Below are 23,471 nucleotides of genomic sequence, written 5' to 3' on the forward strand. Positions count from 1 at the left end.
CTCGCCCCCACCCCCCCCCTCCCCACCCCCCACCCCCCACCCCCCACCCCTCCTTCCGCCCGCGCCGTCGACCTCTCGTGCACAGGAAGTCGGTCCGACCGACTTCCTGTGCGGAACTGGAGATGCGGGACGGATTTTCAACGCGCCGCTTCGGCGAAGCCGACGCGGCGCGTTGAAGGATGAGGTGAGACGGGCATCGGGCACTTGACCTGCACTGAAACAACTGGAATGGACAGAACAACCAAGCGCGGCCCCTCGGATCGAGGGGCCGCGCTTGGTTGATGAATGACAGCACATCAAGAAGGATCGAGAGTCGGGAACCCGAGGGCGGCATGGAAAAGACCAAGGAAGCCGCCGATGGAAGACTGAAACGTTGCGGCGCCTCCTCGGCATGCCGAGGAGGCGCCGCAGTAACCGCCGTGCACCTCAGGCCGGGACCATCGGGGCCGTCAGTTGCCATCACCAATTCTCGTCACTCTGACGCGAATTCGCCGAGAGTGGCTGCCTTGGTTGCCGATGTCTGAGATGCTGAGGGTCCATCGAGGGAGGCTTCAGCCATGCAGTGGAAGATCCATGGGGAACGTCCGATCTACGAGAACCCATGGGTCAACCTGTGGCTGGCCGACATCGAGCAGCCCGACGGCCACCGCTGGGAACACCACGTGGTCAAGCTGCGGCACCTCGCGGTGGCGGCCGTAGTGAACGACCAGAAGCAGGTCCTCATGATGTGGCGGCACCGCTTCATCACCAACACCTGGGCCTGGGAACTCCCGATGGGTCTCATCGAGCCGGACGAGACCCCGGCAGAGGCGGCGGCCCGCGAGACGCTTGAGGAGACAGGCTGGAAGGTGGGTGAGGTCAAGTCGCTGATCTACGCCCAACCGGCCAATGGAATCACCGACTCGGAGCATTTTGTCTTCCGGGCTGATGCTGTCGAGTACATGGGCCCGCCGACAGAGCGCAACGAGTCCGACCGGATCGAGTGGGTCCCCCTGTCCGAGCTGCGCGGCATGATCGACCGACGCGAGATCGTCAGCAGCGGCACGCTCGTGGGCGTGCTGTACGTGCTGTTGGACGAGGCCGGCCTTTGATCACCCGGTCATGCCGGTGATCCGGTCGGACAGTTCCGCGACCGGGGCGCTGCTCCGGTAGGGCCTGAGGAGTTGGCGGAACTCCTGGAGGTGGACCCTTACCCTGGGGGACTCGACAGCCTCCGCGAGTGCGAGGGCCTCCCCGGCGGTCGCGCATGCCAATTCGACCTCTCGCTGCTGGAGTTGGGTGCGTGCGAGCCAGAAGGTGTGGAAGGCGCGCCCTCTGAGGTTCGCCATCGGCTCGGCTTGCAATCCTTCGGCGATGAGAGGCTCAGCAGCTCCGGCTTCACCCAGCTGGCCAAGGACGATGCCAGTGTCCACGGTTAGCTTGGTGTGGTCGAAGTACTGAACCCAGACAGGGTCGTCATCGCCATCGGCGATGCGCTCGAAGTGGTGATGCGCCTCGGTGATCGCACGATGGGCTGCCTCCCGATCGTACGTACTTGCGTGGCCGAAGGCTTCGCGCATCGACAGCATGGCCAGCAGCCTTGGTGTACCCGTGGCGAGGCGCGCGTTGTCCTGTGCGGCCCGGGCGAGCGTGATCGCATCCTGCGGCTTGTCCTGGTATGTCGCCTGGAGGCTGAGGCAGGCGAGCACATTGGCGACGAACGTACGGTCGTCGATGTCTCGCGCGAATCGAAGCGATTCGGTGAAGTAGCCCTGCGCTGCGCTGTACTGTCGCGCGTCGAAGTACGTCCAGCCGGCAAGGCGGGCGAGCTCGGCGGCGATGCCGTGGAGACTGTGCCGGTAGTTCGGGTCGGCGGTGTCCCGCATGACGCACGTCACGTACCTGAGTTGGCCGATCACTGCGGGCCGGAGTGCCTCACCGCCGTGTTGGTCGTCTCGCCTCCAGTAGTCCTCGATGGATACCTGGAGGGAGCGAAGGATGTTCGGTGTGGCTCTGGATCCGGCTGCGATGGCCAGGATGTCATTCAGGTCACCCCCGCTCGGCGCATCCCTGGCCGACTGCGAAGCGGGCACGGGGCCGACCGTCACAGGTGACCCGTGGCAAGAGGCGGACGACCGTTCCCAGTTGCGGTCTGCCAGGCCGAGCATGTGACCGGGGATTCGTAAGCCATCCGCGATGCGCTCGATGACGGCCATGTTCGTGATCTTCGGCCGCCCCTTCATCACCTCCCCCACTCTGCTGGGTGTCAGCTCACATGCTCGCGCGATGCGTGAAGGGTGGAACCCTGCTCTGCGCTTCGCAAGTTGGAAGATCCGTGCGAAGTCTCGGTCCGCGCAGGCCGCCCTCATCTCGGGGTCCGCAAGCAGGCGACGCGGAAGCCCGGACGACCCCAATGACTCACTCACGACCGGCCCCCAGCAGCAGAAGGATCATCGCTCGGTGTCACTTGAGATAACTGACCGCAAGTTTACCCATCGTGGGTACACGCGCTGGCCTTATCTCAAGGCAGCCGTCTCGGGATTCTGGTGGTCGTCCGGAGAGATGCCCGGAGCACCCGACTGAGACGGTCCCACCAATGAACTACATCGACACCGCCACGATCCCGAAGCCGCGCACCTGGGATGTCGAGCCGAACCCGGCGGCCATCCGGCCTGCGCGCCAACTGATCCGGTTCATCGCCGTTTCTTGGCGTGTTCCGTTGACGGACAACGCCTTGCGGGACGTGGAGTTGTGCGCTGATGAGTTGCTGGCCAATGCCATCGAGTACGTGCAGGAGCGCTGCCGCGTCACAGTCCAGTGGACTGGCAGCCGCCTGCGGGTCGAGGTCGCGGACAGCAGCCCGAACCCGCCGGTGAGTAAGACGGCGGACGACATGGCCACCGGCGGCCGCGGCCTTCTGCTGGTCAAGGCCCTGGCTCACTCCTGGGGCTGGCACCCGGTGGATGTGGGCAAGGTGGTGTGGTTCGAGGTGTGCCCCGACGAAGGGGTGACAGGAGATGCGCGACTCGCCGCGCTCGTCTTCGCGGCTCAAGTCCACGCAGCAAAACCACCGGCGGGGGTGCGGGTTCGTAAGTGCGAGCCGACGGCACAGGCCGCATGGTGACCGTCCGTTCCTGGTCCTCCCGGTACGAGATCCGCTTGATCGGCTCCGGGAGCCCCCACTTCGTCCTGCTCGAGTGCTGGGGGATCTACGACCGCGAGCAGCACGAGTACGTGCGCGTTCCGGGTTCCTCGGACCGGATCAGGCGGTTCTACGCCAAATCGGCCGCCGAGGCCCACCTGCGCCACTCCGGCGCCTGACGGATTACTCAGAGGAGGGAAAGTGCACGACCTCATCGCCAGCCCATTCCTGGACGAGTACGTGTTGGTGCGACCCGGTAGCCGTGGGGGCCTCCGGCTGCCGCAGGCCGACTACGAAGAACTGCGCGTCCACGACCCCGCCCAGATGGCCCCCTCCTGGCTCGTGGACGCTGCAGGCGCACAGTGGGCCGACCTTGATGTCGCGGGACGGCCGTTGGCCGAGTTCCTGCTGGTCCGGCAGCCCTCCTCGTGGGGGTACTCCCGGGCGTCGTGGGAGATCAACCTCGGCTGCAATTACGCTTGCAAGCACTGCTATCTGGGGCTCAAGGTCAACTCGGGCATGGCCCTGGCGGACAAGCTCACCTGCCTGCGCATCATGGCCGAAGCCGGTGTGCTGTGGCTCCAGATCACCGGCGGAGAGCCCACGGTGGACAAGGACTTCATGGCTTCCTACCGGACCGCGTTCGAGCTGGGCATGATGATCACGGTGTCGACGAACGCCTCGCTGTTGTGGCGCGAGAACCTGCTCGGCCTCTTCCGGGAGTGCCCGCCCTACCGGGTTACGGTGTCGATGTACGGCGCCGCGAAGGCCAGTTACGACGAACTGACGCAGCGCCCGGGTGCCTGGGACCTGTTCGTCCAGGGGATGAACGCCGCCCGCCACGCCAAGCTGCCGCTGCGGATGAGCATCGTCGTCACCGAGGGCAACGCGGACGAGGAACAGGCGATGATCGATCTGTGCCGGTCGTGGGGGCTGGAGTACAACGTCTTCACCAACATGACGCCGACGATCTACGGCGGCGCCGAGTCGCTGACCGCGCAGTCCAAAGAGCACTTGCGGATGCGACGACCGTTCGCCGGGTGCAACGCGGGCCACACGTTCTTCCACGCCGACCCGCACGGTCTGGTGTCCATCTGCAAGATCGGCCGTGACGACCAGATCAGCCTCCCCGGCGAAGGGATCGACGGCCTCGCCCGGCTCGGCGCCATCGCCGACCGTCTCATGCTTCGCACCGGTGGCTGCTCCGGCTGCCAGCTCTCGGGGTCGTGCACTGTGTGCCGGCCGCTGGCCAAGCACTACCAGGAGGCGAAGGCACCACTCGCAAGTTACTGCCAGCACGGGATCAAGAAAGCAGGATGACCATGACCGCTGTAGCTGTCGAACTCTCCCCGAGGCGCCCGCTGCCGGGTGACGGCCCGTCCCAGCGTCTGCCGTACCTGACGCGGCCCCTCCAGGCCCCCGCCCAGCCGGTCACCGAGATCACCACCGTGGCTGACCTGGACGACATCATGGAGTCGATCAAGTGCTCGTGCTCCGCGGGCGACGACAACCCGCACTGATCGCGTTCGGTCGGTAACGCTCAGGCCCTGGCGCGGTTCGCGTCAGGGCCTGAGGCCTGTGCGGGAGCCGAGTAGCGTGGGTTCATGGGATTCCGCTGGGACTGGATGCGTCCCCGAATGTCCGTGCCGTGCCTGCCGACGCTCGGCCCCCTGCACCCCGAGGGCCTGAGCTCAGAGCTGATGGATGACGTGTTCGCCGTCGCCGGCACCGGGGAGTTCCTTCCGCACGACAAGGACCGGCGATGGTCCGATCGCAAGGGCGAGTGGGTCGTGGTGAACGACATCGTCCAGGACCGGGAACGAACCCTGATCCCGACCCTCACCGACCGTGGAGTCCTACGCGTTCACCTCTACGGGTCCCGAGGGCACCTGTTCGAAGCCCAGGAGGCAGCCGCCAAGCTTGCCGCCGTCCACGGAGCCGGGAAGGCCCGCGTCGTGTGGTTCCAAGAGGGGCCGGACGCCTCTGCCGCGTGTACCCGGGTCCAGCTCAGGAGCTTCGACCGTCCCGCTCCCGCCGTGGACGGGATCGGGGTCCTGTCCGAGGCGGCCGCAGGGGTGGCGGGCACCTTCGACGACTTCTCGGCGAATCTCGCCGACGAGGGGTTCGCCTTCCTGAACTCCAGGCTCGACACCGTCGGCCCGGTCCTGGTCGCGGTGCGCGATGGTCGGGTGGTCGGGGCGATCGGCCCGATGGAGACGATGTCCGACCCGATCGGTCAAGTCAGGCTCCTGCCGCAGTACTTCGGGGTCCTGCCCGAGTGCCGGGGCCTCGGCCTCGGGCGCCTGCTGTGGCGCGCCGCGATGCACTGGGGGCAGGAGCACGGCGCGGACTACCAGCTGCTGCAGACCACCGTCGGTGGCCCGTCCGACCGGCTGTGCCGGAGTGAGGGGCTGATCGATCTCGGCGTGGTCTGCACCCTGGACGTCTGAGATGCCACGAGGGCGGTGCGGGCGCGGGTGGCGCCTCTGATGGTTACAGAGGCGGTGCAGCCGTTGGTGGCGGGGCGTTCCGCCCGGTCGGCGCAGGCGTGGCAGACGCCGGGCCGGGGGACGGGGTCGCGGCACTCGTTGCACTCGGCGTAGCGGGGAGTGGGAGGGCTTTCCGGGGTTCGGGGTGGCGGGAGTTTGTGGCGGAGGCGGTAACCGAGTACGGCTGGTGCCGAGTGGATGGGGGTGGGCAGGCCCGGGAGGAGGGCTTGGGCCAGGTCGGCCGGAGTGCTGCCGCGTTGGAGCCACTGGGCGACCAGGGGCGCCAGCTGCTCGGCCTCGGATTGACCCAGCCGCAGGCGGGGTTCGGGGCGGATCACCCGGAACAGGGCGGCCACCGCCTCGCGGAGAGGCGGGGGGAGGGTGGTTGCTTGCTCCGGTTCCTTTACTACGGGGCGGTCTGCGCGGCCGATGGCCGGTTCACCGGGTGCCGGACGGGTGGCAGCCGGTGTGCTCGGCCACGGGGTGTCGTAGACGTGGTTCTCTGTGCGGACGGTGCCGTCGGGCAGCCGGACCAGTTCGACGCGGTAGTAGCCGGCGTCGGTGAGTTCTTTGAGGGCCTTGCGGATCGCGCCGCGCCCCTGGGGGCTGGTGTCGGCCATGTGCCGTCCGTCCTCGTGCCAGCCGTCGGGGCGGGAGAGGAGGTCGGCGAGGAGGCCTCGGGCGGTGTAGCTCAACCTTCTGTACTGCAACATGGAGTTGGGCAACACGGTGAAGTGACGTGCGTGGTGGGTACGATGTACTCGCATCGGGAGCTCGACTCCTGGTGCCGGACCCCGGAGCGTTGGCGCGCTGCCGGGGTCAACTGTTTGTGGTTCGGGTGCGCAACGTAACACGGCCCTTGCCCGGTCAATTGTCTTTCAAGACAAGGGTGGTTATCGCACTTTCAGGCGAGGGTGGCCGCGTCCAGGGAAGCTGCTGTGGCGGCGCGGACGAGGGCCTGCATGAGGCGGAGGTCGGTGCCCTGTTCGGGGTGCCACTGGACGCCGATGGTGAAGCCGGGGCCCTCGACGGCCTCCACCGTGCCGTCCGGGGCGAGGGCGCTGACGCGCAGGCCGGTGCCGAGGCGGTCGACGGCCTGGTGGTGGAAGGTGGGCACCTCCAGCTCGGTCTCCGGGAGCAGGCCGCCGACCAGGGTGCCGGGCACCGGGCGGACCAGGTGGGCGCCGTAGCACCCCGGTGTGCCCGCGTGGACGTCCACGTCGAGGACGTCCGGCAGGTGCTGCACCAGCGTCCCGCCGCAGACCACGTTCAGCACCTGCATGCCCCGGCAGATCCCCAGCACCGGCATGCCCGCGGCCAGGGCGCCGCGCAGCAGGGCGACCTCCCAGACGTCGCGTTCCGGGGAGTCGACGTCCGTCAGCGGGTGGGCGGGTTCCCCGTAGTACGCCGGGTCGATGTCCGGTCCGCCGGCGATGACGAGGGCGTCGAGCCGGGCGAGGGCCTCGGGGGCGCGCTCGGGGGCGTCGGGCGGGAGCAGGACGGCGAGCCCGCCGGAGTCCTGCACGTAGGCGGTGTACCGCTCCGGCACCAGGGCGACGCGACGGCCGCGCCAGTCGCTCCAACTCGCGTCCACCAGGTAGGTGCTGACACCGATGAAAGGCCTGCGATCCATGGCGCGCATTCTCCTCCCGTACCGTCCGGTACCTCGCCAATCACGCGCCTCGGCGCGCCACACCCGTCCGCCCTCTTCCGCCCCGTGAGCCGCAGGCCGTACGGTTCGCTGTGACCGCTTGATCTCGAAGAGTGATCGTGGAGGAGGAGGGTTTCGGCATGCCCGAGAACGCCATGCCCGAGAACGCCCCCGCGGGTTCGCGGCCCCGGCCGCCACTGACCCTGGACGAGCTGCGGGTCCTGGTGGACGCGGGCGAGGTGCACACCGTCGCGCTCGCCTTCACCGACATGCAGGGCCGGTTGCAGGGAAAACGGTTCGCCGCCCGCTTCTTCCTCGACGAGGTCGCGGAGAACGGCGCCGAGGCCTGCGACTACCTGCTCGCCGTGGACGTCGACCTGAACACCGTGGACGGCTACGCCTTCTCCTCCTGGGCCACCGGCTACGGCGACTTCGCGATGCGCCCCGACCTCGGCACCCTGCGGCTGACGCCCTGGCAGCCCGGCACCGCCCAGGTCACCGCCGACCTGGCCCGGCACGGCGGCCACCCGGTGGACGCCGCCCCGCGCCAGCTGCTGCGCCGCCAGCTCGCCCGGCTCGCCGAGTACGGGCTGAGCGCCGACATCGGCACCGAGCTGGAGTTCCTGGTCTTCCGCGACACCTACGAGCAGGCCTGGCTGGGCGGTTACCGCGGCCTCACCCCGGCGAACCTCTACAACGTGGACTACTCGATGCTGGGCACCGCCCGGGTCGAGCCGCTGCTCGCCCGGATCCGCAACGAGATGGCGGGCGCCGGGCTGACCGTCGAGTCCGCCAAGGGCGAGTGCAACCTCGGCCAGCACGAGATCGCGTTCCGCTACTCCGACGCCCTCACCACCTGCGACCAGCACAGCGTCTACAAGACCGGCGCCAAGGAGATCGCCGCCCAACAGGGCTGCGCGCTCACCTTCATGGCCAAGTACGACGAGCGCGAGGGCAACAGCTGCCACATCCACCTGTCGCTGCGCGACGCCGTCGGCGCCCCCGCCTTCGCCGACCGGGACGGCCGGATGACCGACACCATGCGGCACTTCCTGGCCGGGCAGCTGGCCGCGCTGCGCGAGTTCAGCCTGCTGTACGCGCCGAACATCAACTCCTACAAGCGCTACCGCCCGGGCTCCTTCGCCCCGACCGCCGTCGCCTGGGGCCGGGACAACCGCACCTGCGCCTACCGGGTGGTCGGCCACGGCCCGGCCCTGCGGATGGAGAACCGGGTGCCCGGCGGCGACGTCAACCCCTACCTCGCGGTGGCCGGGATGATCGCGGCCGGACTGGACGGCCTGCAGCGCAAGCTCGACCTGCCCGCGCCCTGCCTGGGCAACGCCTACGGGGTGGAGGAGTACGCCCGGGTGCCCGGATCGCTGCGCGAGGCCGCCGAGTTGTGGGCGGGCAGCGAACTGGCCCGGACGGCCTTCGGGGGCGACGTGGTCGAGCACTACCTGAACATGGCCCGGGTCGAGCAGGCCGCCTACGACGGGACCGTCACCGACTGGGAGCGCTACCGCTCCTTCGAACGGATGTGAGGCGGGACATGACCGAGCCGACCGATAACGTCCCCATCCACACCGAGGAGTGACGGTCCATGACCGAGCAGGACGACATCGTCTGCCGCCGCCTGGTCGGCCGCACCGCCGTGGTCACCGGCGCGGGCAGCGGGATCGGCCTGGCCGCGGCCCGCCGGCTCGCCGCGGAGGGCGCCAGGGTGGTCTGCGCGGACCTGGACGAGGAGAGCGGACGGGCGGCCGCCAAGGTGGTCGGCGGGCTGTTCGTGCACACCGACGTCACCGACCCGTCCATGGTCGAGGCGCTGTTCGACGAGGCGTACGAGACCTACGGCAGCGTGGACGTCGCGTTCAACAACGCGGGCATCTCCCCACCGGAGGACGACTCGATCCTGACCACCGGGCTGGACGCCTGGCGCAAGGTCCAGGAGGTCAACCTGACCTCGGTCTACCTGTGTTGCAAGGCCGCGCTGCCGTACATGCGCCGGCACGGGCGCGGCTCGATCATCAACACCGCCAGCTTCGTGGCCCGGATGGGCGCGGCCACCTCGCAGATCTCGTACACCGCGTCCAAGGGCGGGGTGCTGGCGATGTCCCGCGAGCTGGGCGTGCAGTTCGCCCGGGAGGGCATCCGGGTCAACGCGCTGTCGCCCGGGCCGGTGGACACCCCGCTGCTGCGCGAACTGTTCGCCGCGGACCCGGAGCGGGCGGCCCGCCGACTGGTGCACATCCCGCTCGGCCGGTTCGCCCGGGCCGAGGAGATCGCGGCCGCGGTGGCCTTCCTCGCCAGCGACGACTCCTCGTTCATCACCGCGAGCGAGTTCCTGGTGGACGGCGGCATCTCCGGGGCGTACGTCACCCCGCTGTAGGCCCGCGCCCCTGCCCCGTCGGGGGTTCTCACCGTAATCTCATCGAAAACCTCCGGAATTCCCGGCTGCGCTGATTTCGCGTTTATCCGGCTACCTTTAGATTCTTTCTGTGAGCGAGCAGATCCCCGCCGGGTGGTACCCGGACCCGAAGAACGCCGGCGACCCGAGACCGCAGCGCTGGTGGGACGGCAAGGGCTGGACGGCCGACACCCGGCCCGCACCCTCGGACGCCCCGCAGCCGGAGTCCCCGGCCGCGGCGGCCCCGGGGCCGGAGACGGCCGAACAGCCCAGGGTGCTGGAGGGCGAGGTCCTGGACAGCGGCCCGACGGTCCGCTACCCGGAACCGCCGCCCTTCGGCACCGCCTACGGGATGCCCGGCGCGCCCGGCGAGCTGCCGCGCAAGCCGCGCCGCAAGCCGTCCAAGCTGGTGGTGGCCACCGTCGTGGCCGCCGTGCTCGGCCTGGGCGCCGGCTCGGGGATCACCTACCTGGCGATGGACGGCCACGACAACGGCCGGCCGCAGCGCAGCGCCGCCCGCAACCAGCCGGCCCCGAACGGCGACGGACCGTTCGGCTTCCCCGGCTTCGGCGGCGGCGGCAACGGCGCCAACGGGGGCAACGGCGGCGGGAACGGCGGCGGTGGCAACGGCGGGAGCGGCGGGAACGGCAACCCCGGCGGTGGCGGCGGCAACGGCAACGGCAGCGGGAAGTCCAGGCCGGGCGCCAACAAGGCGATCGACCTGGTGAACGGGCTCACCCTGCCCACCCCCTCCGGCTGGCAGGCGGGCACCACCAACGACGGCTACGCCGCGCTGAGCATCGGCGCCTACAAGTGCCCGGACGGCACCGACAGCTGCACCCTCGGCGGGGTGAACACCGGCCGGATCAGCGGCGGCGGCACCGACGCCCAGGCGGCGGCGAAGGCCGACATCGACAAGGCCGTCAAGGACTCCTACGGCGATGTCACCGGCCACCAGGAGCTCAAGTCCGAGGCCGTGAAGGTCAACGGCCAGGACGGCTACCTGGTCCGCTGGAAGGTGGACGCCGCCAAGGGCAACAGCGGCTACGTCCAGACCGTGGTCTTCCCGACCGCGGACGGCAAGGCGCTGGTCTCGGTGCACTTCGGCTTCGACATCGCCGACAAGGCACCGGACGTCGGCGTGATGGACACCATCGTGAAGGGCATCACCGACTTCAAGGGCAAGATCCCGGGCCTGCCCGGCCTGCCGGGCTCCGGCCCCGGCTCCGGTGCGGGCGGTGGCTCCGGCAGCGGCAGTGGCTCCGGTTCCGGCAGCAGCCCGGACGGCGGCCCGGACGTCTCCGGTACGGCCACCACCTGAGCCCCCCGCTCCTCACACCGTGACGGCCCGCCCGGGAGGAACCCTCCCGGGCGGGCCGTCGCCGTTCACCTCACGGCGCCGGTGGAGCCGCGGAACCGGGCCGGACGGGGGTGGGCCGGCCCGGCCCCGCGTCGTCCGGCGTCAGGAGTCGCGTCGAACAGCCTCGACGCGACGGCGCCGGAGCACCATGCCCGCCCAGCCGACCCCGAGCGCGGCGGCACCGGCGAGCAGCAGCGGCCCGGTGGCGGAGGTGCCGCCCACGGCCGCCGAGGTGGTCGGGAGGGGCTGGCCGGCCGGGGCGTTCGGGTCCCCGCCGTGCCCGTGGTGGGCAACCGTGGACTTGGGGGCGTCGGCGGCGATCTGGGCGTCGCTCGGCGCGGCCGGGGCGGCGAACGAGGAGACGGCCGGGGCCCCGGCGGCGCTGGCGGACTTGCCGAAGTCGACGTCCGAGCAGCTGTAGAACGCCTCCGGGCTGTCGCTGCGCTGCCAGATCATGTAGAGCAGCTGGCGGCCGGTGCGCTGCGGCAGGGTGCCCGGGTAGGTGTAGTACCCGTTGGTGGCGGTGCGGTCGACCTGCACCTGGGCCACCGGCGTCGGGTCGAGGTCCGACCACTTGAGCGGCTTGGTCGGGTCGTAGCCCGGCTTGGTGATGTACACGGTCTGGGTGCCGACGTGCGGCGCGGTGGTGCGGAACTGGAAGGTGAAGCTGCCGGCGCTGACCGGGGTGGCCGGCCAGTCGGTGCGGGGCCAGTCCAGGGCCGCGTACTTGTCGCGGTTGGCCGAGCAGAGCTTGCCGTCCGGGATCAGCGCCTGGTGGTTGCCGTTGGCGTTGGCGATGTTGACCTCGTTCCAGTCGTACAGCGGCTGGGTGCCGCTCGCGGCGACGAGGTCCTTGCAGACCTGGGACACCGGGTGCTCGGGGCCCTCGGCGTAGCAGGCGGCGATCCGGCTGACCGGTCCGGTCATGGTGCCGTGGGCACTGGCGGTGCCGGCGGTGGTCGCGGCCACCGCGAGGACCGCGGCGCCGACCACGCCGACGGACAGGGCACTTCGCTTGATGGACATGGGGTGGGGACTCCTTGGCCGTCGTTCCGGGCGGGTGTGGGGGAGCGGACACGCCTGCCCGTTCGGGGGCCGCCGGCCCGGATCGCGGACCCCCGGCCAGAGCGTAGGATTGGTCTGGACCATAAGGCAATAGCTCGGCGTGATGCGGTTATTGACGGACTGTAGGCGCCCGAGCAGCGCAAAGGCCCGATGGGACACCGGGGTTAGGTGTTCCATCGGGCCCGCTTAAGGCTGGGGAAAGGTCAGCGCTGCACCGTGTTGATGGTGCCGGCCTGGATCACGTCTCCGTTGTTGCCGCCGCTGATCGTGTTGTAGACGTACGTCGAGCCGGGCTCCTGCTGGGGGGTGAACTCCGCCAGGATCTCCCGGAGTTCGCCCGCCGCCTCCGGGTGCTCGCGGAACAGCCGGCGCAGCCGAGTGCGCAGCACGGCCGTCTGGTCCGCCAGCGCCTCCTCGTCGTCGCCGGCCTCCAGCACCTCGGCCCGGATCACCTCCAGCTCGGTGCTGGTCGCCTCGTCCTCCGTGCCGCGCCCGAACATCCGGGAGACCCGCGAACTGACCTGCTGCCAGGCCGCGGTGGCCATCAGCCCGGCCAGCGAAGAGGCACCCGATGTCACCATCTGCTGGACGATCTCGGCTTCCATGCTGCTCCCTCGTCGTTCGTCGTGACGCCACCACGGTAGGGCAGGGCCGGACGAACCGTCAGAGGAACGCCTTCCCCTCGCCCCGGTACGTGGGGACGGTCCGGACGATCCGGTCCCCCTCGATCAGGTGCAGTTCGGCGAAGCGCTCGCACAGCTCGCCCGCCTTGGCGTGCCGGAACCAGACCCGGTCGCCGATCAGCAGGTCGTCGGCGGCCGGGCCGATCAGCGGGGTCTGCACCTCGCCGGCGCCCTCCATCGGGTCGTACTGCAGGCCCGGCGGCAGGTACGGCACGGGGGCGCGGTCCGGTCCGGTCGGGCCGGAGGCCGGGTAGCCGCCGCCGAGCACCGTGACCACCCCGACGCCGGGGCGGCGCACCACGGGCTGGCCGAACAGGGCGGCCGGGCGGCCCCGGAAGGCGCGGTAGTTGTCGAACAGCTGCGGCTGGTAGAGCCCGGAGCCGGCGGCGACCTCGGTGACGGCCCGCTCGGCGACGGTGGACTCCACGCTGCCGGTGCCGCCGCCGTTGACGAACTCCAGCTCGGTGACCTGCCTCAGCCGCCGCACCACGGCCGCGCGCCGCTCGGCCAGTTCGGTCCGGGCCCGGCTCTGCATCAGCCGGACCACCTGGGAGCGCACCGGCCGCCCCGGCACCCGGTCCCCGACCCCGGCGACGTGTCCCTCGTACGCCATCAGGCCGACCACCCGGAACCCGGCCCGGCGCTGGACGAGTTCGGCGAAGGCGCCGAGCTCCTCCGGGGTGCGCAGCGGTGAGCGCCGGGCGCCCACCCGGACCCGGCCGCCGAACAGGTGCAGCGCGGTGTCCAGTTCCAGGCAGACCCGGACCTCGGCGTCGCCGCTGCGGGCCTTGTCGATCAGGTCCAGCTGGGCCGGGTCGTCCAGGACGACGGTGACCCGCTCGGCCAGCTCCTGGTCGCCGGTCAGTTCGGCGTAGCCCGCGCGGTCGGTGGAGGGGTACGCGAGCAGGACGTCGCGCACGCCGGTGCGGGCCAGCCAGAGCGACTCGTCCAGGGTGAAGCTCATCACCCCGGCGAAGCCGTCCACGGCCAACGCCCGGTCCAGCAGGGCCCGGCAGCGCAGGGACTTGCTGGCGACCCGGATCGGCTTGCCGCCCGCCCGGCGCACCAGGTCGGCGGCGTTGGCGTCGAAGGCGGCGAGGTCCACGACGGCCACCGGTCCGTCCAGATGGGCGGTGGCCCGGTCGTAGCGGTGCCGGTCCGTGACAGGGGTGCGCGCAACGAGGATGGGCATGGGCGCAGGGTGCCACAGTGCGCTACCGGTGGGTAGAGGTTGTGTGCACGGAAATGCGGACGGCGGTGCCCGGTGGCATAGGGTCGGCGGGGTGGACCGCAAAGACTTCTCCAACCCGGCGTTCGTCGGCAAGAGCATCCCGAATCCCGGCTTCTCCGACGACGACGGCACGGCGGACGCGGCCCTGACGGCAGCGCTGGCCCGCTGGTCGCAGGACCGTACGGCGGAGCCCGAGGTGCTGGCGGCACTGACCCCGACCCGGTTGATGGTCCCGATCGTGGCCGTCCTGGGCGAGGTCGAGGTGGACGAGCACGGGCACAAGCACGACAAGTCCAGTGACATGGCCGTCCCGGTGCTGGAGGCCCCGGACGGGCGCCGCGCGCTGCCGGCCTTCACGTCACTGGCGGCGCTCGCCCGCTGGCGGGCCGATGCCCGCCCGGCGCCGACCGCGGCCCCGCAGGCGGCGATGGTCGCCTTCTCCGAGCGCGCCGACACCCTGGTGATCGATCCGGCCGGGCCGGTGCCGTTCCTGCTGTCGGGCGCCCGGTTGCGGGCACTGGCGGAGAACCGGCCGTACCTGCCGCCGGTCCGGGACCCGGACGTGCGGGAGGCGGTCCGGGCGCTGCTGGCGGCCGAGCCCGAGGTGGCCGGCGGGGTGCTGGCGCCGGCGGAGGACTCGGACGGGGTGCTCGCGGTGGTGTTCGACCCGGCGCTGGACCAGGCGGGGCTGCAGGAGGCCGCGCAGCGGGTCGGCCGGGCGGTGGCCGGGGATCCGGTGCTGCGGGTGCGGCTGGACCGGGGGCTGGACCTCGCGGTGCTGCCCGCGAGCGCCCAGCTGCCGGGGGAGCCGCTGTACCGGCGCTAGGCACGACGCACAAAGGCTGGCACCTACCAAATTTGGTAGGTGCCAGCCTTTGTGATCTCGATCAGGAGTACACCGGCCCGGTGAACTTCTCGCCCGGCCCGGTGCCCGGCGCGTCCGGCACCAGCGAGGCCTCGCGGAAGGCCAGCTGGAGCGAGCGCAGCCCGTCGCGCAGCGGGGCGGCGTGGAAGTTGCTGATCTCCGGGGCGCCGGCGGTGACCAGCCCGGCGAGGGCGGTGATCAGCTTGCGGGCCTCGTCGAGGTCCTTGTCCTTCTCGCCGCCCTCGGCCAGACCGCACTTGACCGCGGCCGCGCTCATCAGGTGCACCGCGACGGTGGTGATCACCTCGACCGCCGGGACCTCGGCGATGTCGCGGGTGAGGTCGTCGAAGCCGATCGCGTCGTCGTCCGTGCCGGGGGTCTGGGTGGGCTCGCTGCTCAAGGGGGGCTCGTTCCGTCGTGCGGTGTGGGTACAGGTGGAGCGTACAAGGGGGCCGGAACGCGCCGGGAGGGCAGTGCGCCGCGCCGGAGTCCGGCGGAGCGGGGGCGGAATAGCGTTCGACAGCGCGACGCTGTAAGCTTCGAGACTGACCGGCCGGGCTCCCTCATGGGCACCTGGCCAGCAAGTGGAGGCTCCACCCAGGAGGCCCGAGAGGGCAACCGCGAAAGTCTCCCACCCGATCGGCCTCGCGGTCGACGGGTCCCGGTCCGCGACGGGCGCCGAGGCGCCGAGTCGCCCGCAGCGTCCCTCACCGGATGCCGCCCCCGGATGTGTGGAGCCCCGCTTGCACCGAGCGGGGCTTTTTTCGTGTCGCGGTGCACGCGGTGCCGAGAGGTACCGGGCAGCGCAGCACGAATGAAGCCCCGCCCAGTGGTCGAGTCCACTACGTGCGACCGCCGTCCGACGGCCGCATCGCAGAAGGTGCAACCGAGGAGGCCCCATCAGCACCGAGCCCCGCATCAACGACCGGATCCGCGTTCCGGAGGTGCGACTCGTCGGTCCCAGCGGCGAGCAGGTCGGCATCGTGCCGCTTGCCAAGGCGCTGGAGCTCGCGCAGGAGTACGACCTCGACCTGGTCGAGGTCGCGGCGACCGCCCGGCCGCCGGTGTGCAAGCTCATGGACTACGGCAAGTTCAAGTACGAGTCGGCCATGAAGGCCCGTGAGGCGCGCAAGAACCAGGCGCACACGGTCATCAAGGAGATGAAGCTCCGGCCGAAGATCGACCCGCACGACTATGACACCAAGAAGGGTCACGTCGTCCGGTTCCTCAAGCAGGGCGACAAGGTCAAGATCACGATCATGTTCCGTGGTCGTGAGCAGTCCCGCCCCGAGCTGGGCTTCCGTCTGCTGCAGCGGCTCGCCGACGACGTCCAGGACCTGGGCTTCGTCGAGTCCTCGCCGAAGCAGGACGGCCGGAACATGATCATGGTTCTTGGCCCGCACAAGAAGAAGACCGAGGCGATGGCCGAGGCCCGCGCCCTCGCGGACGCCCGCAAGGCCGAGCGACTGGGCCGGACCCCCGGCTCCGACGCCGCCGCGGACGACGACGACCTGCTGGCCGACGACCTGCTGGCCGACGACGCCGAGGTCGAGGACGCCGAGACCGAGGCGCAGGACGCCCCGGCCGAGGAGCCGGCCGCCGAGGCCGAGGCCCCGGTCGAGCAGCCGGCCGCTTCCCAGGGCGCCTGAGCCGCAAGGCTCACTGTCCGGGTTCGGCCCCCAGGGTGACGGGGCGTCCCGCCCGGTCACCACAGATCCATCCAGTTCACGCCCGCGCGGCGCAGGTCGCGCGGGCGTGGACGGGACTGACGAGGAGATACGGCGAAATGCCGAAGCAGAAGACGCACAGTGGCGCCAGCAAGCGCTTCAAGATCAGTGGCTCTGGCAAGGTGCTGCGCGAGCGCGCCGGCCGCCGCCACCTCCTGGAGCACAAGCCCTCGACGCTGACCCGCAAGCTGGCCGGGACCGTCGAGCTGGCCCCCGCTGACGCCAAGAAGATCAAGAAGCTTCTCGGCAAGTGATCGCCCTCCCGCCCGGTGCGAGCCGTGTGCGGGGCAGCTGATCCTTCCCGACCCATTCGAATGACGGACCACGTGAAGTAGTCCGTGGTCCAACCCAAGGAGTAATCAAGTGGCACGCGTCAAGCGGGCAGTCAACGCCCACAAGAAGCGCCGGGTCATCCTGGAGCGCGCCAGCGGCTACCGTGGCCAGCGCTCGCGCCTGTACCGCAAGGCCAAGGAGCAGGTCACCCACTCGCTGGTCTACAACTTCAACGACCGCAAGAAGCGCAAGGGCGACTTCCGTCAGCTGTGGATCCAGCGCATCAACGCTGCGGCCCGTGCCAACGGCATCACCTACAACCGCTTCGTGCAGGGCCTCAAGGCCGCCAGCGTCGAGATCGACCGCAAGATGCTGGCCGACCTGGCCGTCAACGACCCGGGTGCGTTCGCCTCCCTGGTCGAGGTCGCCCAGAAGGCGCTGCCGGCCGACGTGAACGCCCCGAAGGCTGCCGCCGACGCCGCCTGATCTTCCGAGATCGGTTGAGCTCTGACCGGACCCGCAGGCTCTCCTGCGGGTCCGGTTCTGCGTTCCCCCCACCTCCAGCCTCCGTCAGCCTCCGTCAGCCGACGGCGCCCCCAGAGAACGAGACCATGTCGACCACCGAGACCCCCCTGCTCACCTCCCTGCGCTCGCCGCGCGTCGTCGCCGCCCGCCGGCTCGCCAAGCGGAACCAGCGCACCAAGGAGCGCCGCTTCCTGGCCGAGGGCCCGCAGGCCGTCCGGGAGGCCGTCGGGTTCGGCCGGCTGCCGGGGACGGACGAGCACGCCGTGGTCGAGGTGTACGTGGGCCTGGAGGCCGCCGAGCGGCACGCGGACATCGTCGAGGCGGCCCTGGCCGAGGGGGTGCCGGTGCTGACCGCCACCGACGAGGTGATCGCCGACATCTGCGACACGGTGACCCCGCAGGGGATCGTGGCGCTCTGCCGCTTCATCGACACCCCGTTCGCCGAGGTCCTGGCGGCCCGGCCGAAGCTGGTGGCGATCCTCGCCCACGTGCGCGACCCCGGGAACGCCGGGACGGTGCTGCGCACCGCCGACGCGGCCGGCGCGGACGCCGTGGTGCTCACCGACGCCTCGGTGGACCTGTACAACCCCAAGGCCGTCCGGGCCTCCGTCGGCAGCCTGTTCCACCTGCCGGTGGCGGTCGGCGTGCCGGTCGAGGAGGCGGTCGGGCAGCTGCGCGCGGCCGGGATCCGGGTGCTCGCCGCGGACGGCGCGGGGGAGCGCGACCTGGACCGGGAGCTGGACGAGGGCACGCTGGGCGCGCCCGGCGCGTGGGTGTTCGGCAACGAGGCGTGGGGGCTCCCGGAGGAGACCCGCGCGCTCACCGACGAGGTCGTGCGCGTCCCGATCCACGGGCACGCCGAGAGCCTCAACCTGGCCACCGCCGCGGCCGTCTGCCTGTACGCCTCGGCCCGGGCCCAGCGGTCGCCCGGCGGCTGCCGCTCGAACGGCTGATCTGCCCCGGGCGCGCGGCGTTCTCACGTTGCAAGCCCTACTACGGGGGCCTGGGAGGCGCTAGGGTCTGCCTCGGTGGGGGGAACGGCACGGTGGGTAATCGGGGAGGCAACCCATGGTCGGCAGCGGACCCGAGCTCGACCCGGACGACCTGCCGGACGGCCTGGTGGTCGCCGACGCGCTGGGCCGGGTGGTTCGCTTCAACCGGGCCGCGGCCCGGCTCACCGGCGTGCTCCCGGACGCCGCGCTGGGCAGCGCGCTGGAGGACGTCCTGCCGCTGGAGGACCTGGACGGCCGCCGCTGGTGGCAGCTGACCGACCCGTACGGCGGCCTGGCGATCCGTACCCGCCAGCCCGAGCGCAACCTGCTGCTGCCCGGCGGCCGCGAGGTGCTGGTCTCCGCCCGGTACGTCCGGGCGGTGCCCCAGGGGCCGCTGGAGCGCCTGGTGATCGCCCTGCGCGGGACCGAGGCCCGGCGCCGCACCGAGCGCAGCCACGCCGAGCTGATCGCCACCGTCGCGCACGAGCTGCGCTCCCCGCTGACCAGCGTCAAGGGCTTCACGGCGACGCTGCTGGCCAAGTGGGAACGGTTCACCGACGGGCAGAAGCGGCTGATGCTGGAGACGGTGGACGCCGACGCGGACCGGGTCACCCGGCTGATCGCCGAGCTGCTGGACATCTCCCGGATCGACGCCGGGCGGCTGGAGCTGCGCAAGCAGGTCGTCGACCTGGCGGCCGCGGTGCGCCGGCACGTCGAGCGCAAGGTCGCCACCGGGATCCCCGAGGAGCGCTTCGACATCCGGATCAGCGAGCCGCTGACCGTGCTGTGGGCGGACCCGGACAAGGTCGACCAGGTGCTGGGGAACCTGCTGGAAAACGCGGTGCGGCACGGCGAGGGAACTGTCACCATCGAGGTGGCACCGGCCAAGGAGGTCGTCGAGGCGCCCGTCTGGGAGCGCTCCGGCACCCCTCCCCGCATCGTGGAAGGCACCGCGGTCACCGTGAGCGACGAAGGAAGCGGCATCCCCGAGGAGTCGATGCCGCGCGTCTTCACCCGCTTCTGGCGGGGCTCCAAGCGCGGTGGCACCGGCCTGGGGCTCTACATCGTCAAGGGCGTCGTGGAGGCCCACGGCGGCTCGATCCGGGTCGACCGCGCCCCCGGCGGCGGGGCCAGGTTCCGATTTATCCTGCCCGCCGGCATCCCCGACTTCATGCTCTGAGCAGCCCCTGAGGTCGGCCCCGGGCGGGCTTGACGGCAGTCGCGCTACGCGCTGCGACTACACTCGACCTTTGGCGTTGCGCAACGCCCTGTGCGGCTGTGCCGTGGACACCACTCCCCGTGAGCACGGAGAACGGCTGCCCGCGCCCCGGCCCCGCCGGGCGTGACGCGAAGGCGAGCCCACACACCTGAGCACGGACGAGCAGGAGCACGGGAAGATAGAGATGTCGGCACCCAACAAGTCGTACGACCCGGTCGAGGTCGAGGCCCTCAAGCCCGAGGTGGTGGAGCAGGCGCGCGACGAGGCGATCGCCGCCTTCGCCGCCGCCGGCTCCCTGGACGAGCTGAAGCAGGCGAAGGTCGCCCACACCGGCGACCGTTCCGCGCTCTCGCTCGCCAACCGCGAGATCGGCGCCCTCCCGCCGCACGCCAAGGCCGCCGCAGGCAAGCTGATCGGCCAGGCCCGCGGCGCCGTCAACCAGGCGCTGGCCAAGCGGCAGGCGGAGCTGGAGGCGGAGCGGGACGCCCGCGTGCTGGTCGAGGAGGCGGTGGACGTCACGCTGCCGTACGACCGCGCACCGCGCGGCGCCCGGCACCCGCTGACCACGCTGGCCGAGCGCATCGAGGACACCTTCGTCGCGATGGGCTACCAGGTGGCCGAGGGCCCCGAGGTCGAGGCCGAGTGGCTGAACTTCGACGCCCTCAACCTGGGCCCGGACCACCCGGCCCGCTCGATGCAGGACACCTTCTTCGTGCAGGCCCCGGACGGCTCCGCCGACTCCGGCGTGGTGCTGCGCACCCAGACCTCCCCGGTCCAGGCCCGCACCCTGCTCGACCGCGAGCCCCCGGTCTACGTGGTCTGCCCCGGCCGGGTCTACCGGACGGACGAGCTGGACGCCACCCACACCCCGGTGTTCCGGCAGGTCGAGGGCCTCGCCGTCGACGAGGGCATCACCTTCGCCGACCTCAAGGGCACCATCGAGGTGCTGGTCGAGAAGCTGATCGGCGGCGGCCTGGAACTGCGCTGGCGCCCCTCGTACTTCCCGTTCACCGAGCCGAGCGCCGAGATCGACCTGCAGTGCTTCGTGTGCCGCGGCGAGAGCGTCGGCAACCCGGACCGCCCGTGCCGCACCTGCTCCTCCGAGGGCTGGATCGAGCTCGGCGGCTGCGGCGTGGTCAACCCGCGGGTGCTGGTCGCCTGCGGCGTGGACCCGAACCGCTACAGCGGGTTCGCCTTCGGCCTGGGCCTGGAGCGGATCCTGATGAATCGTCACAACGTCGCCGACATGCGCGACATGGTCGAGGGTGACGTGCGCTTCACCCTCCCGTTCGGGATGGAGATCTGATGCGCGTCCCGCTTTCCTGGCTGCGCGAGTACGTCGACCTTCCGGCCGGCGAGACCGGCCGTGACGTGGCCGAGCGCCTGGTCCGGGCCGGCCTGGAGGTCGAGACCGTCGAGCAGATCGGCGCCGACCTCAAGGGCCCGCTGGTGGTCGGCGAGGTGCTCTCCATCGAGGAGCTGTCCGGCTTCAAGAAGCCGATCCGGCACTGCTTCGTCAACGTCGGCGACGCCAACGGCACCGGTGAGCCGCAGGAGATCGTCTGCGGCGCGACCAACTTCGCCGTCGGCGACAAGGTCGTCGTCGTGCTCCCCGGCGCCGTGCTGCCCGGCCCGTTCCCGATCGCGGCCCGCAAGACCTACGGCCAGACCTCGGCCGGCATGATCTGCTCCGCCCGCGAGCTGGGCATGGGCGACGACCACAACGGCATCATCGTGCTCCCGCCGGAGTACGAGCCCGGCACGGACGCCATCGAGCTGCTCCAGCTGGTCGACGACGTGCTGGACATCGCCGTCACCCCGGACCGCGGCTACTGCCTGTCGATGCGCGGCGTGGCCCGGGAGGCCGCCGCCGCGTACGGGCTGCCGCTGGCCGACCCGGCGCTGCTCGACGTGCCGCCGGCCAACTCCTTCGGCTACCTGGTCAAGGTCAACGACCCGGCCGGCTGCGACCGCTTCGTGGCCCGCACGGTCGTCGGCGTCGACCCGACCGCCAAGTCCCCGATCTGGCTGCAGCGCCGCCTCCAGAAGGCGGGCATCCGCCCGATCTCGCTGACCGTCGACATCACCAACTACGTGATGCTGGAGGTCGGCCAGCCGCTGCACGCCTACGACAAGCAGCGCGTGACCGGCCCGATCACGGTCCGCCGGGCGGCCGAGGGCGAGCTCCTCACCACCCTCGACGGGGTCGAGCGCAAGCTCGCCGCCGAGGACCTGCTGATCTGCGACACCAGCGGCCCGATCGGCCTGGCCGGGGTCATGGGCGGCGCCTCCACCGAGATCCTCGACCCGGCCGCCGGCCCGGGCACCACCGAGGTGATCATCGAGGCCGCGCACTTCGACCCGGTCTCCATCGCCCGCACCGCCAAGCGGCACAAGCTGCCCTCCGAGGCGTCCAAGCGCTTCGAGCGCGGCGTCGACCCGGAGGCCACCCGCGCCGCCGCGCAGCGCGCCGTCGACCTGCTGGTGCTGATCGCCGGCGGCACCGCGGAGGCCGGGGTCACCGACATCGCGGCCCCGCACCCGCTGCGCACCATCACCATCGCCGCCGACCTGCCGGACCGGGTCGCCGGGACGGTGTACGGCCGCGAGAGCGTCACCCGGCGGCTGCAGGAGATCGGCTGCTCGGTCTCGGGTGCCGACGTCCTGGAGGTCACCCCGCCGACCTGGCGGCCCGACCTCACCGACCCGTACGACCTCGCCGAGGAGGTCATCCGGCTGGAGGGGTACGACAACGTCCCCGCCCGGATGCCGAACGTCCCGCCGGGCAAGGGCCTGACCGAGGCCCAGCGGGTGCACCGCCGGATCGGCGTGGCGCTGGCCGGGGCCGGCTACGTGGAGGTCAACAACTACCCGTTCCTCGGCGAGGCCGCCTTCGAGGCGCTCGGCCTGGAGCCGGAGGACCGCCGCCGCCGTACGGTCAAGCTGGTCAACCCGCTCAACGACGAGGAACCGTCGCTGCGCACCACGATGCTGCCGGGCCTGCTCGGCACGCTGCGCCGCAACATCGGCCGGGGCAACACCGACCTGGCGGTCTTCGAGACCGGCACGGTGTTCCTGCCCAAGGACGAGCTCTCGGTGGCCCCGCGCCCGGCCGTCGACCGCCGGCCGAGCGACGCCGAGCTGGCCGAGCTGGACGCCGCGCTGCCGGACCAGCCGCGCCGGGTCGCCGTCGCCCTCGCGGGCGAGCGGCTGCCGTCCGGCTGGTGGGGCAAGGGCGACCAGGCCTCCTGGGCGGACGCCGTCGAGGCGGCCCGTACGGTGGCCCGCGCGGCCGGCGTCGAGCTGACCGTCCGCCAGGGCCAGCTGGCGCCCTGGCACCCGGGCCGCTGCGCCGAGCTGGTCGTGGCCGGCACCGACCGGGTGGTCGGTCACGCGGGTGAGCTGCACCCGCGGGTGGTCAAGTCGCTGGGCCTGCCGGCCCGTACGGCGGCGATGGAGCTCGACATCGACCTGCTGACGGCCGACGGCCCGGCGAAGGTCGACGGCCCGGCGGTCTCCGGCTTCCCGGTGGCCACCCAGGACGTCGCGCTGATCGTCGACACCGCCGTCCCGGCCGCCGAGGTCGAGGCCGCGCTGCGTTCGGGTGCGGGCGAACTGCTGGAGGCCATCCGGCTGTTCGACGTGTTCACCGGCGAGCAGGTCGGCGAGGGCAAGAAGTCGCTGGCCTACGCGCTGCGCTTCCGCGCGGCCGACCGCACCCTGACCGCCGACGAGGCCACCGCCGCCCGCGAGGCGGCCGTCGCCGAGGCCGTCACCCGCACCGGCGCGGTGCTGCGCGGCGCCTGATCCGCCGCCAGGGCCTGACAGGGCCCCGTCCGGACCGTTTCGGTCCGGACGGGGCC

At 71.4% G+C, this 23,471-nt stretch carries 24 protein-coding genes; 17 read left to right on the forward strand and 7 right to left on the reverse strand.

The genetic code is table 11. The features are described 5' to 3' along the window. Positions 1-557 precede the first annotated feature (557 nt). Positions 558-1,091, forward strand: a complete 534-nt coding sequence (locus ACFY2K_RS25135; RefSeq protein WP_380528932.1) for an NUDIX hydrolase — start codon at positions 558-560, stop codon at positions 1,089-1,091. On the opposite strand, the gene ACFY2K_RS25140 is transcribed toward ACFY2K_RS25135, so the two are convergent. After that, positions 1,092-2,195: a hypothetical protein gene (locus ACFY2K_RS25140; RefSeq protein WP_387714205.1), complete on the reverse strand. Its 1,104-nt coding sequence runs from the start codon at positions 2,193-2,195 to the stop codon at positions 1,092-1,094. 380 nt (positions 2,196-2,575) lie between these two features. Between ACFY2K_RS25140 and ACFY2K_RS25145 the strand changes: the two genes are divergently transcribed. The 5 genes from ACFY2K_RS25145 to ACFY2K_RS25165 all read left to right on the forward strand — a co-directional run bounded on the left by ACFY2K_RS25145 (position 2,576) and on the right by ACFY2K_RS25165 (position 5,571). Further along, a complete protein-coding gene (locus tag ACFY2K_RS25145; RefSeq protein WP_380528935.1) occupies positions 2,576-3,103 on the forward strand; it encodes an ATP-binding protein in 528 nt (175 codons plus the stop codon). After that, entirely contained in the window at positions 3,097-3,300 is a 204-nt protein-coding gene (locus tag ACFY2K_RS25150) for a hypothetical protein (protein ID WP_380528936.1), read from the forward strand. The genes ACFY2K_RS25145 and ACFY2K_RS25150 overlap by 7 nt, the downstream gene beginning before the upstream one ends. Positions 3,301-3,322: 22 nt before the next feature. Then, complete coding sequence (locus ACFY2K_RS25155; RefSeq protein WP_380592499.1) at positions 3,323-4,441, forward strand: radical SAM protein; 1,119 nt, start codon at positions 3,323-3,325, stop codon at positions 4,439-4,441. 2 nt (positions 4,442-4,443) lie between these two features. Beyond that, the gene (locus tag ACFY2K_RS25160) at positions 4,444-4,641 is read left to right on the forward strand and encodes a hypothetical protein (RefSeq protein WP_380409893.1); all 198 of its coding nucleotides are present in this window, start codon (positions 4,444-4,446) and stop codon (positions 4,639-4,641) included. An 84-nt stretch (positions 4,642-4,725) separates the two neighbouring features. Next, the gene (locus tag ACFY2K_RS25165; protein ID WP_380528941.1) at positions 4,726-5,571 is read left to right on the forward strand and encodes a GNAT family N-acetyltransferase; all 846 of its coding nucleotides are present in this window, start codon (positions 4,726-4,728) and stop codon (positions 5,569-5,571) included. Here ACFY2K_RS25165 and ACFY2K_RS25170 read toward each other — a convergent pair. Both ACFY2K_RS25170 and ACFY2K_RS25175 read right to left on the reverse strand, forming a co-directional pair. Further along, entirely contained in the window at positions 5,472-6,323 is an 852-nt protein-coding gene (locus ACFY2K_RS25170) for a hypothetical protein (RefSeq protein ID WP_387714211.1), read from the reverse strand. The genes ACFY2K_RS25165 and ACFY2K_RS25170 overlap by 100 nt on opposite strands. Before the next feature lie 191 nt (positions 6,324-6,514). Next, complete coding sequence (locus ACFY2K_RS25175; RefSeq protein ID WP_380528945.1) at positions 6,515-7,243, reverse strand: gamma-glutamyl-gamma-aminobutyrate hydrolase family protein; 729 nt, start codon at positions 7,241-7,243, stop codon at positions 6,515-6,517. Between the two features lie 158 nt (positions 7,244-7,401). Here ACFY2K_RS25175 and ACFY2K_RS25180 point away from each other — a divergent pair, with 158 nt between their 5' ends. The 3 genes from ACFY2K_RS25180 to ACFY2K_RS25190 all read left to right on the forward strand — a co-directional run bounded on the left by ACFY2K_RS25180 (position 7,402) and on the right by ACFY2K_RS25190 (position 10,989). Then, positions 7,402-8,802 carry a glutamine synthetase family protein gene (locus ACFY2K_RS25180; RefSeq protein ID WP_375890874.1) on the forward strand — a complete coding sequence of 467 codons (1,401 nt, stop codon included), beginning with the start codon at positions 7,402-7,404 and terminating at the stop codon, positions 8,800-8,802. Between the two features lie 59 nt (positions 8,803-8,861). Next, on the forward strand, positions 8,862-9,650 hold the full coding sequence (locus ACFY2K_RS25185; protein ID WP_387714215.1) for a 3-oxoacyl-ACP reductase: 789 nt from the start codon (positions 8,862-8,864) through the stop codon (positions 9,648-9,650). 109 nt (positions 9,651-9,759) lie between these two features. Continuing rightward, positions 9,760-10,989, forward strand: coding sequence for a DUF2510 domain-containing protein (locus ACFY2K_RS25190; RefSeq protein ID WP_387714218.1), 1,230 nt, complete (start codon positions 9,760-9,762; stop codon positions 10,987-10,989). A gap of 141 nt (positions 10,990-11,130) precedes the next feature. Here the strand turns inward: ACFY2K_RS25190 and ACFY2K_RS25195 are convergent, their stop codons facing one another. From ACFY2K_RS25195 to ACFY2K_RS25205, 3 genes are all read right to left on the reverse strand, one after another. After that, the gene (locus tag ACFY2K_RS25195) at positions 11,131-12,054 is read right to left on the reverse strand and encodes a lytic polysaccharide monooxygenase (protein ID WP_375890880.1); all 924 of its coding nucleotides are present in this window, start codon (positions 12,052-12,054) and stop codon (positions 11,131-11,133) included. Between the two features lie 242 nt (positions 12,055-12,296). After that, positions 12,297-12,698, reverse strand: a complete 402-nt coding sequence (locus ACFY2K_RS25200; RefSeq protein WP_380644496.1) for a hypothetical protein — start codon at positions 12,696-12,698, stop codon at positions 12,297-12,299. A gap of 58 nt (positions 12,699-12,756) precedes the next feature. Then, complete coding sequence (locus tag ACFY2K_RS25205; protein ID WP_380528951.1) at positions 12,757-13,968, reverse strand: alanine racemase; 1,212 nt, start codon at positions 13,966-13,968, stop codon at positions 12,757-12,759. Between the two features lie 91 nt (positions 13,969-14,059). On the opposite strand from ACFY2K_RS25205, the gene ACFY2K_RS25210 reads away from it, so the two are divergent. Next, on the forward strand, positions 14,060-14,833 hold the full coding sequence (locus ACFY2K_RS25210; RefSeq protein ID WP_375890885.1) for an SseB family protein: 774 nt from the start codon (positions 14,060-14,062) through the stop codon (positions 14,831-14,833). A 61-nt stretch (positions 14,834-14,894) separates the two neighbouring features. On the opposite strand, the gene ACFY2K_RS25215 is transcribed toward ACFY2K_RS25210, so the two are convergent. Further along, positions 14,895-15,272, reverse strand: a complete 378-nt coding sequence (locus ACFY2K_RS25215) for a DUF1844 domain-containing protein (protein WP_360230223.1) — start codon at positions 15,270-15,272, stop codon at positions 14,895-14,897. Positions 15,273-15,771: 499 nt separating this feature from the next. Here ACFY2K_RS25215 and infC point away from each other — a divergent pair, with 499 nt between their 5' ends. The 7 genes from infC to pheT all read left to right on the forward strand — a co-directional run bounded on the left by infC (position 15,772) and on the right by pheT (position 23,415). Then, positions 15,772-16,521, forward strand: a complete 750-nt coding sequence (gene infC / locus ACFY2K_RS25220; RefSeq protein ID WP_380528973.1) for a translation initiation factor IF-3 — start codon at positions 15,772-15,774, stop codon at positions 16,519-16,521. Positions 16,522-16,658: 137 nt separating this feature from the next. After that, complete coding sequence (rpmI, locus tag ACFY2K_RS25225) at positions 16,659-16,853, forward strand: 50S ribosomal protein L35 (protein WP_030055648.1); 195 nt, start codon at positions 16,659-16,661, stop codon at positions 16,851-16,853. Between the two features lie 109 nt (positions 16,854-16,962). After that, complete coding sequence (rplT, locus tag ACFY2K_RS25230) at positions 16,963-17,358, forward strand: 50S ribosomal protein L20 (protein WP_030055649.1); 396 nt, start codon at positions 16,963-16,965, stop codon at positions 17,356-17,358. A gap of 125 nt (positions 17,359-17,483) precedes the next feature. Continuing rightward, positions 17,484-18,350 carry a TrmH family RNA methyltransferase gene (locus ACFY2K_RS25235; RefSeq protein WP_380528955.1) on the forward strand — a complete coding sequence of 289 codons (867 nt, stop codon included), beginning with the start codon at positions 17,484-17,486 and terminating at the stop codon, positions 18,348-18,350. Positions 18,351-18,465: 115 nt separating this feature from the next. Beyond that, positions 18,466-19,569 carry an ATP-binding protein gene (locus ACFY2K_RS25240; protein WP_375890888.1) on the forward strand — a complete coding sequence of 368 codons (1,104 nt, stop codon included), beginning with the start codon at positions 18,466-18,468 and terminating at the stop codon, positions 19,567-19,569. 223 nt (positions 19,570-19,792) lie between these two features. Then, the gene (gene pheS, locus ACFY2K_RS25245) at positions 19,793-20,914 is read left to right on the forward strand and encodes a phenylalanine--tRNA ligase subunit alpha (protein ID WP_375890889.1); all 1,122 of its coding nucleotides are present in this window, start codon (positions 19,793-19,795) and stop codon (positions 20,912-20,914) included. Further along, positions 20,914-23,415, forward strand: coding sequence for a phenylalanine--tRNA ligase subunit beta (gene pheT / locus ACFY2K_RS25250; protein ID WP_380592486.1), 2,502 nt, complete (start codon positions 20,914-20,916; stop codon positions 23,413-23,415). Before pheS ends, pheT begins: the two co-directional genes overlap by 1 nt. Positions 23,416-23,471: the final 56 nt, after the last annotated feature.

It is taken from the genome of Kitasatospora sp. NPDC001309 (genome assembly GCF_042896295.1).
Lineage (GTDB): Bacteria > Actinomycetota > Actinomycetes > Streptomycetales > Streptomycetaceae > Kitasatospora.

Bases quoted from the DNA above. Each gene is read 5' to 3' on its own strand.
- ACFY2K_RS25165 (WP_380528941.1), top strand. From the start codon at position 4,726: ATGGGATTCCGCTGGGACTGGATGCGTCCCCGAATGTCCGTGCCGTGC.
- ACFY2K_RS25195 (WP_375890880.1), bottom strand. From the start codon at position 12,054: ATGTCCATCAAGCGAAGTGCCCTGTCCGTCGGCGTGGTCGGCGCCGCG.
- pheS (WP_375890889.1), top strand. From the start codon at position 19,793: ATGTCGGCACCCAACAAGTCGTACGACCCGGTCGAGGTCGAGGCCCTC.
- ACFY2K_RS25170 (WP_387714211.1), bottom strand. From the start codon at position 6,323: ATGTTGCAGTACAGAAGGTTGAGCTACACCGCCCGAGGCCTCCTCGCC.
- ACFY2K_RS25145 (WP_380528935.1), top strand. From the start codon at position 2,576: ATGAACTACATCGACACCGCCACGATCCCGAAGCCGCGCACCTGGGAT.
- rpmI (WP_030055648.1), top strand. From the start codon at position 16,659: ATGCCGAAGCAGAAGACGCACAGTGGCGCCAGCAAGCGCTTCAAGATC.
- ACFY2K_RS25200 (WP_380644496.1), bottom strand. From the start codon at position 12,698: ATGGAAGCCGAGATCGTCCAGCAGATGGTGACATCGGGTGCCTCTTCG.
- ACFY2K_RS25175 (WP_380528945.1), bottom strand. From the start codon at position 7,243: ATGGATCGCAGGCCTTTCATCGGTGTCAGCACCTACCTGGTGGACGCG.
- ACFY2K_RS25140 (WP_387714205.1), bottom strand. From the start codon at position 2,195: ATGGCCGTCATCGAGCGCATCGCGGATGGCTTACGAATCCCCGGTCAC.
- pheT (WP_380592486.1), top strand. From the start codon at position 20,914: ATGCGCGTCCCGCTTTCCTGGCTGCGCGAGTACGTCGACCTTCCGGCC.
- ACFY2K_RS25150 (WP_380528936.1), top strand. From the start codon at position 3,097: ATGGTGACCGTCCGTTCCTGGTCCTCCCGGTACGAGATCCGCTTGATC.
- ACFY2K_RS25185 (WP_387714215.1), top strand. From the start codon at position 8,862: ATGACCGAGCAGGACGACATCGTCTGCCGCCGCCTGGTCGGCCGCACC.
- ACFY2K_RS25205 (WP_380528951.1), bottom strand. From the start codon at position 13,968: ATGCCCATCCTCGTTGCGCGCACCCCTGTCACGGACCGGCACCGCTAC.
- ACFY2K_RS25180 (WP_375890874.1), top strand. From the start codon at position 7,402: ATGCCCGAGAACGCCATGCCCGAGAACGCCCCCGCGGGTTCGCGGCCC.
- ACFY2K_RS25160 (WP_380409893.1), top strand. From the start codon at position 4,444: ATGACCGCTGTAGCTGTCGAACTCTCCCCGAGGCGCCCGCTGCCGGGT.
- ACFY2K_RS25135 (WP_380528932.1), top strand. From the start codon at position 558: ATGCAGTGGAAGATCCATGGGGAACGTCCGATCTACGAGAACCCATGG.
- ACFY2K_RS25235 (WP_380528955.1), top strand. From the start codon at position 17,484: ATGTCGACCACCGAGACCCCCCTGCTCACCTCCCTGCGCTCGCCGCGC.
- ACFY2K_RS25240 (WP_375890888.1), top strand. From the start codon at position 18,466: ATGGTCGGCAGCGGACCCGAGCTCGACCCGGACGACCTGCCGGACGGC.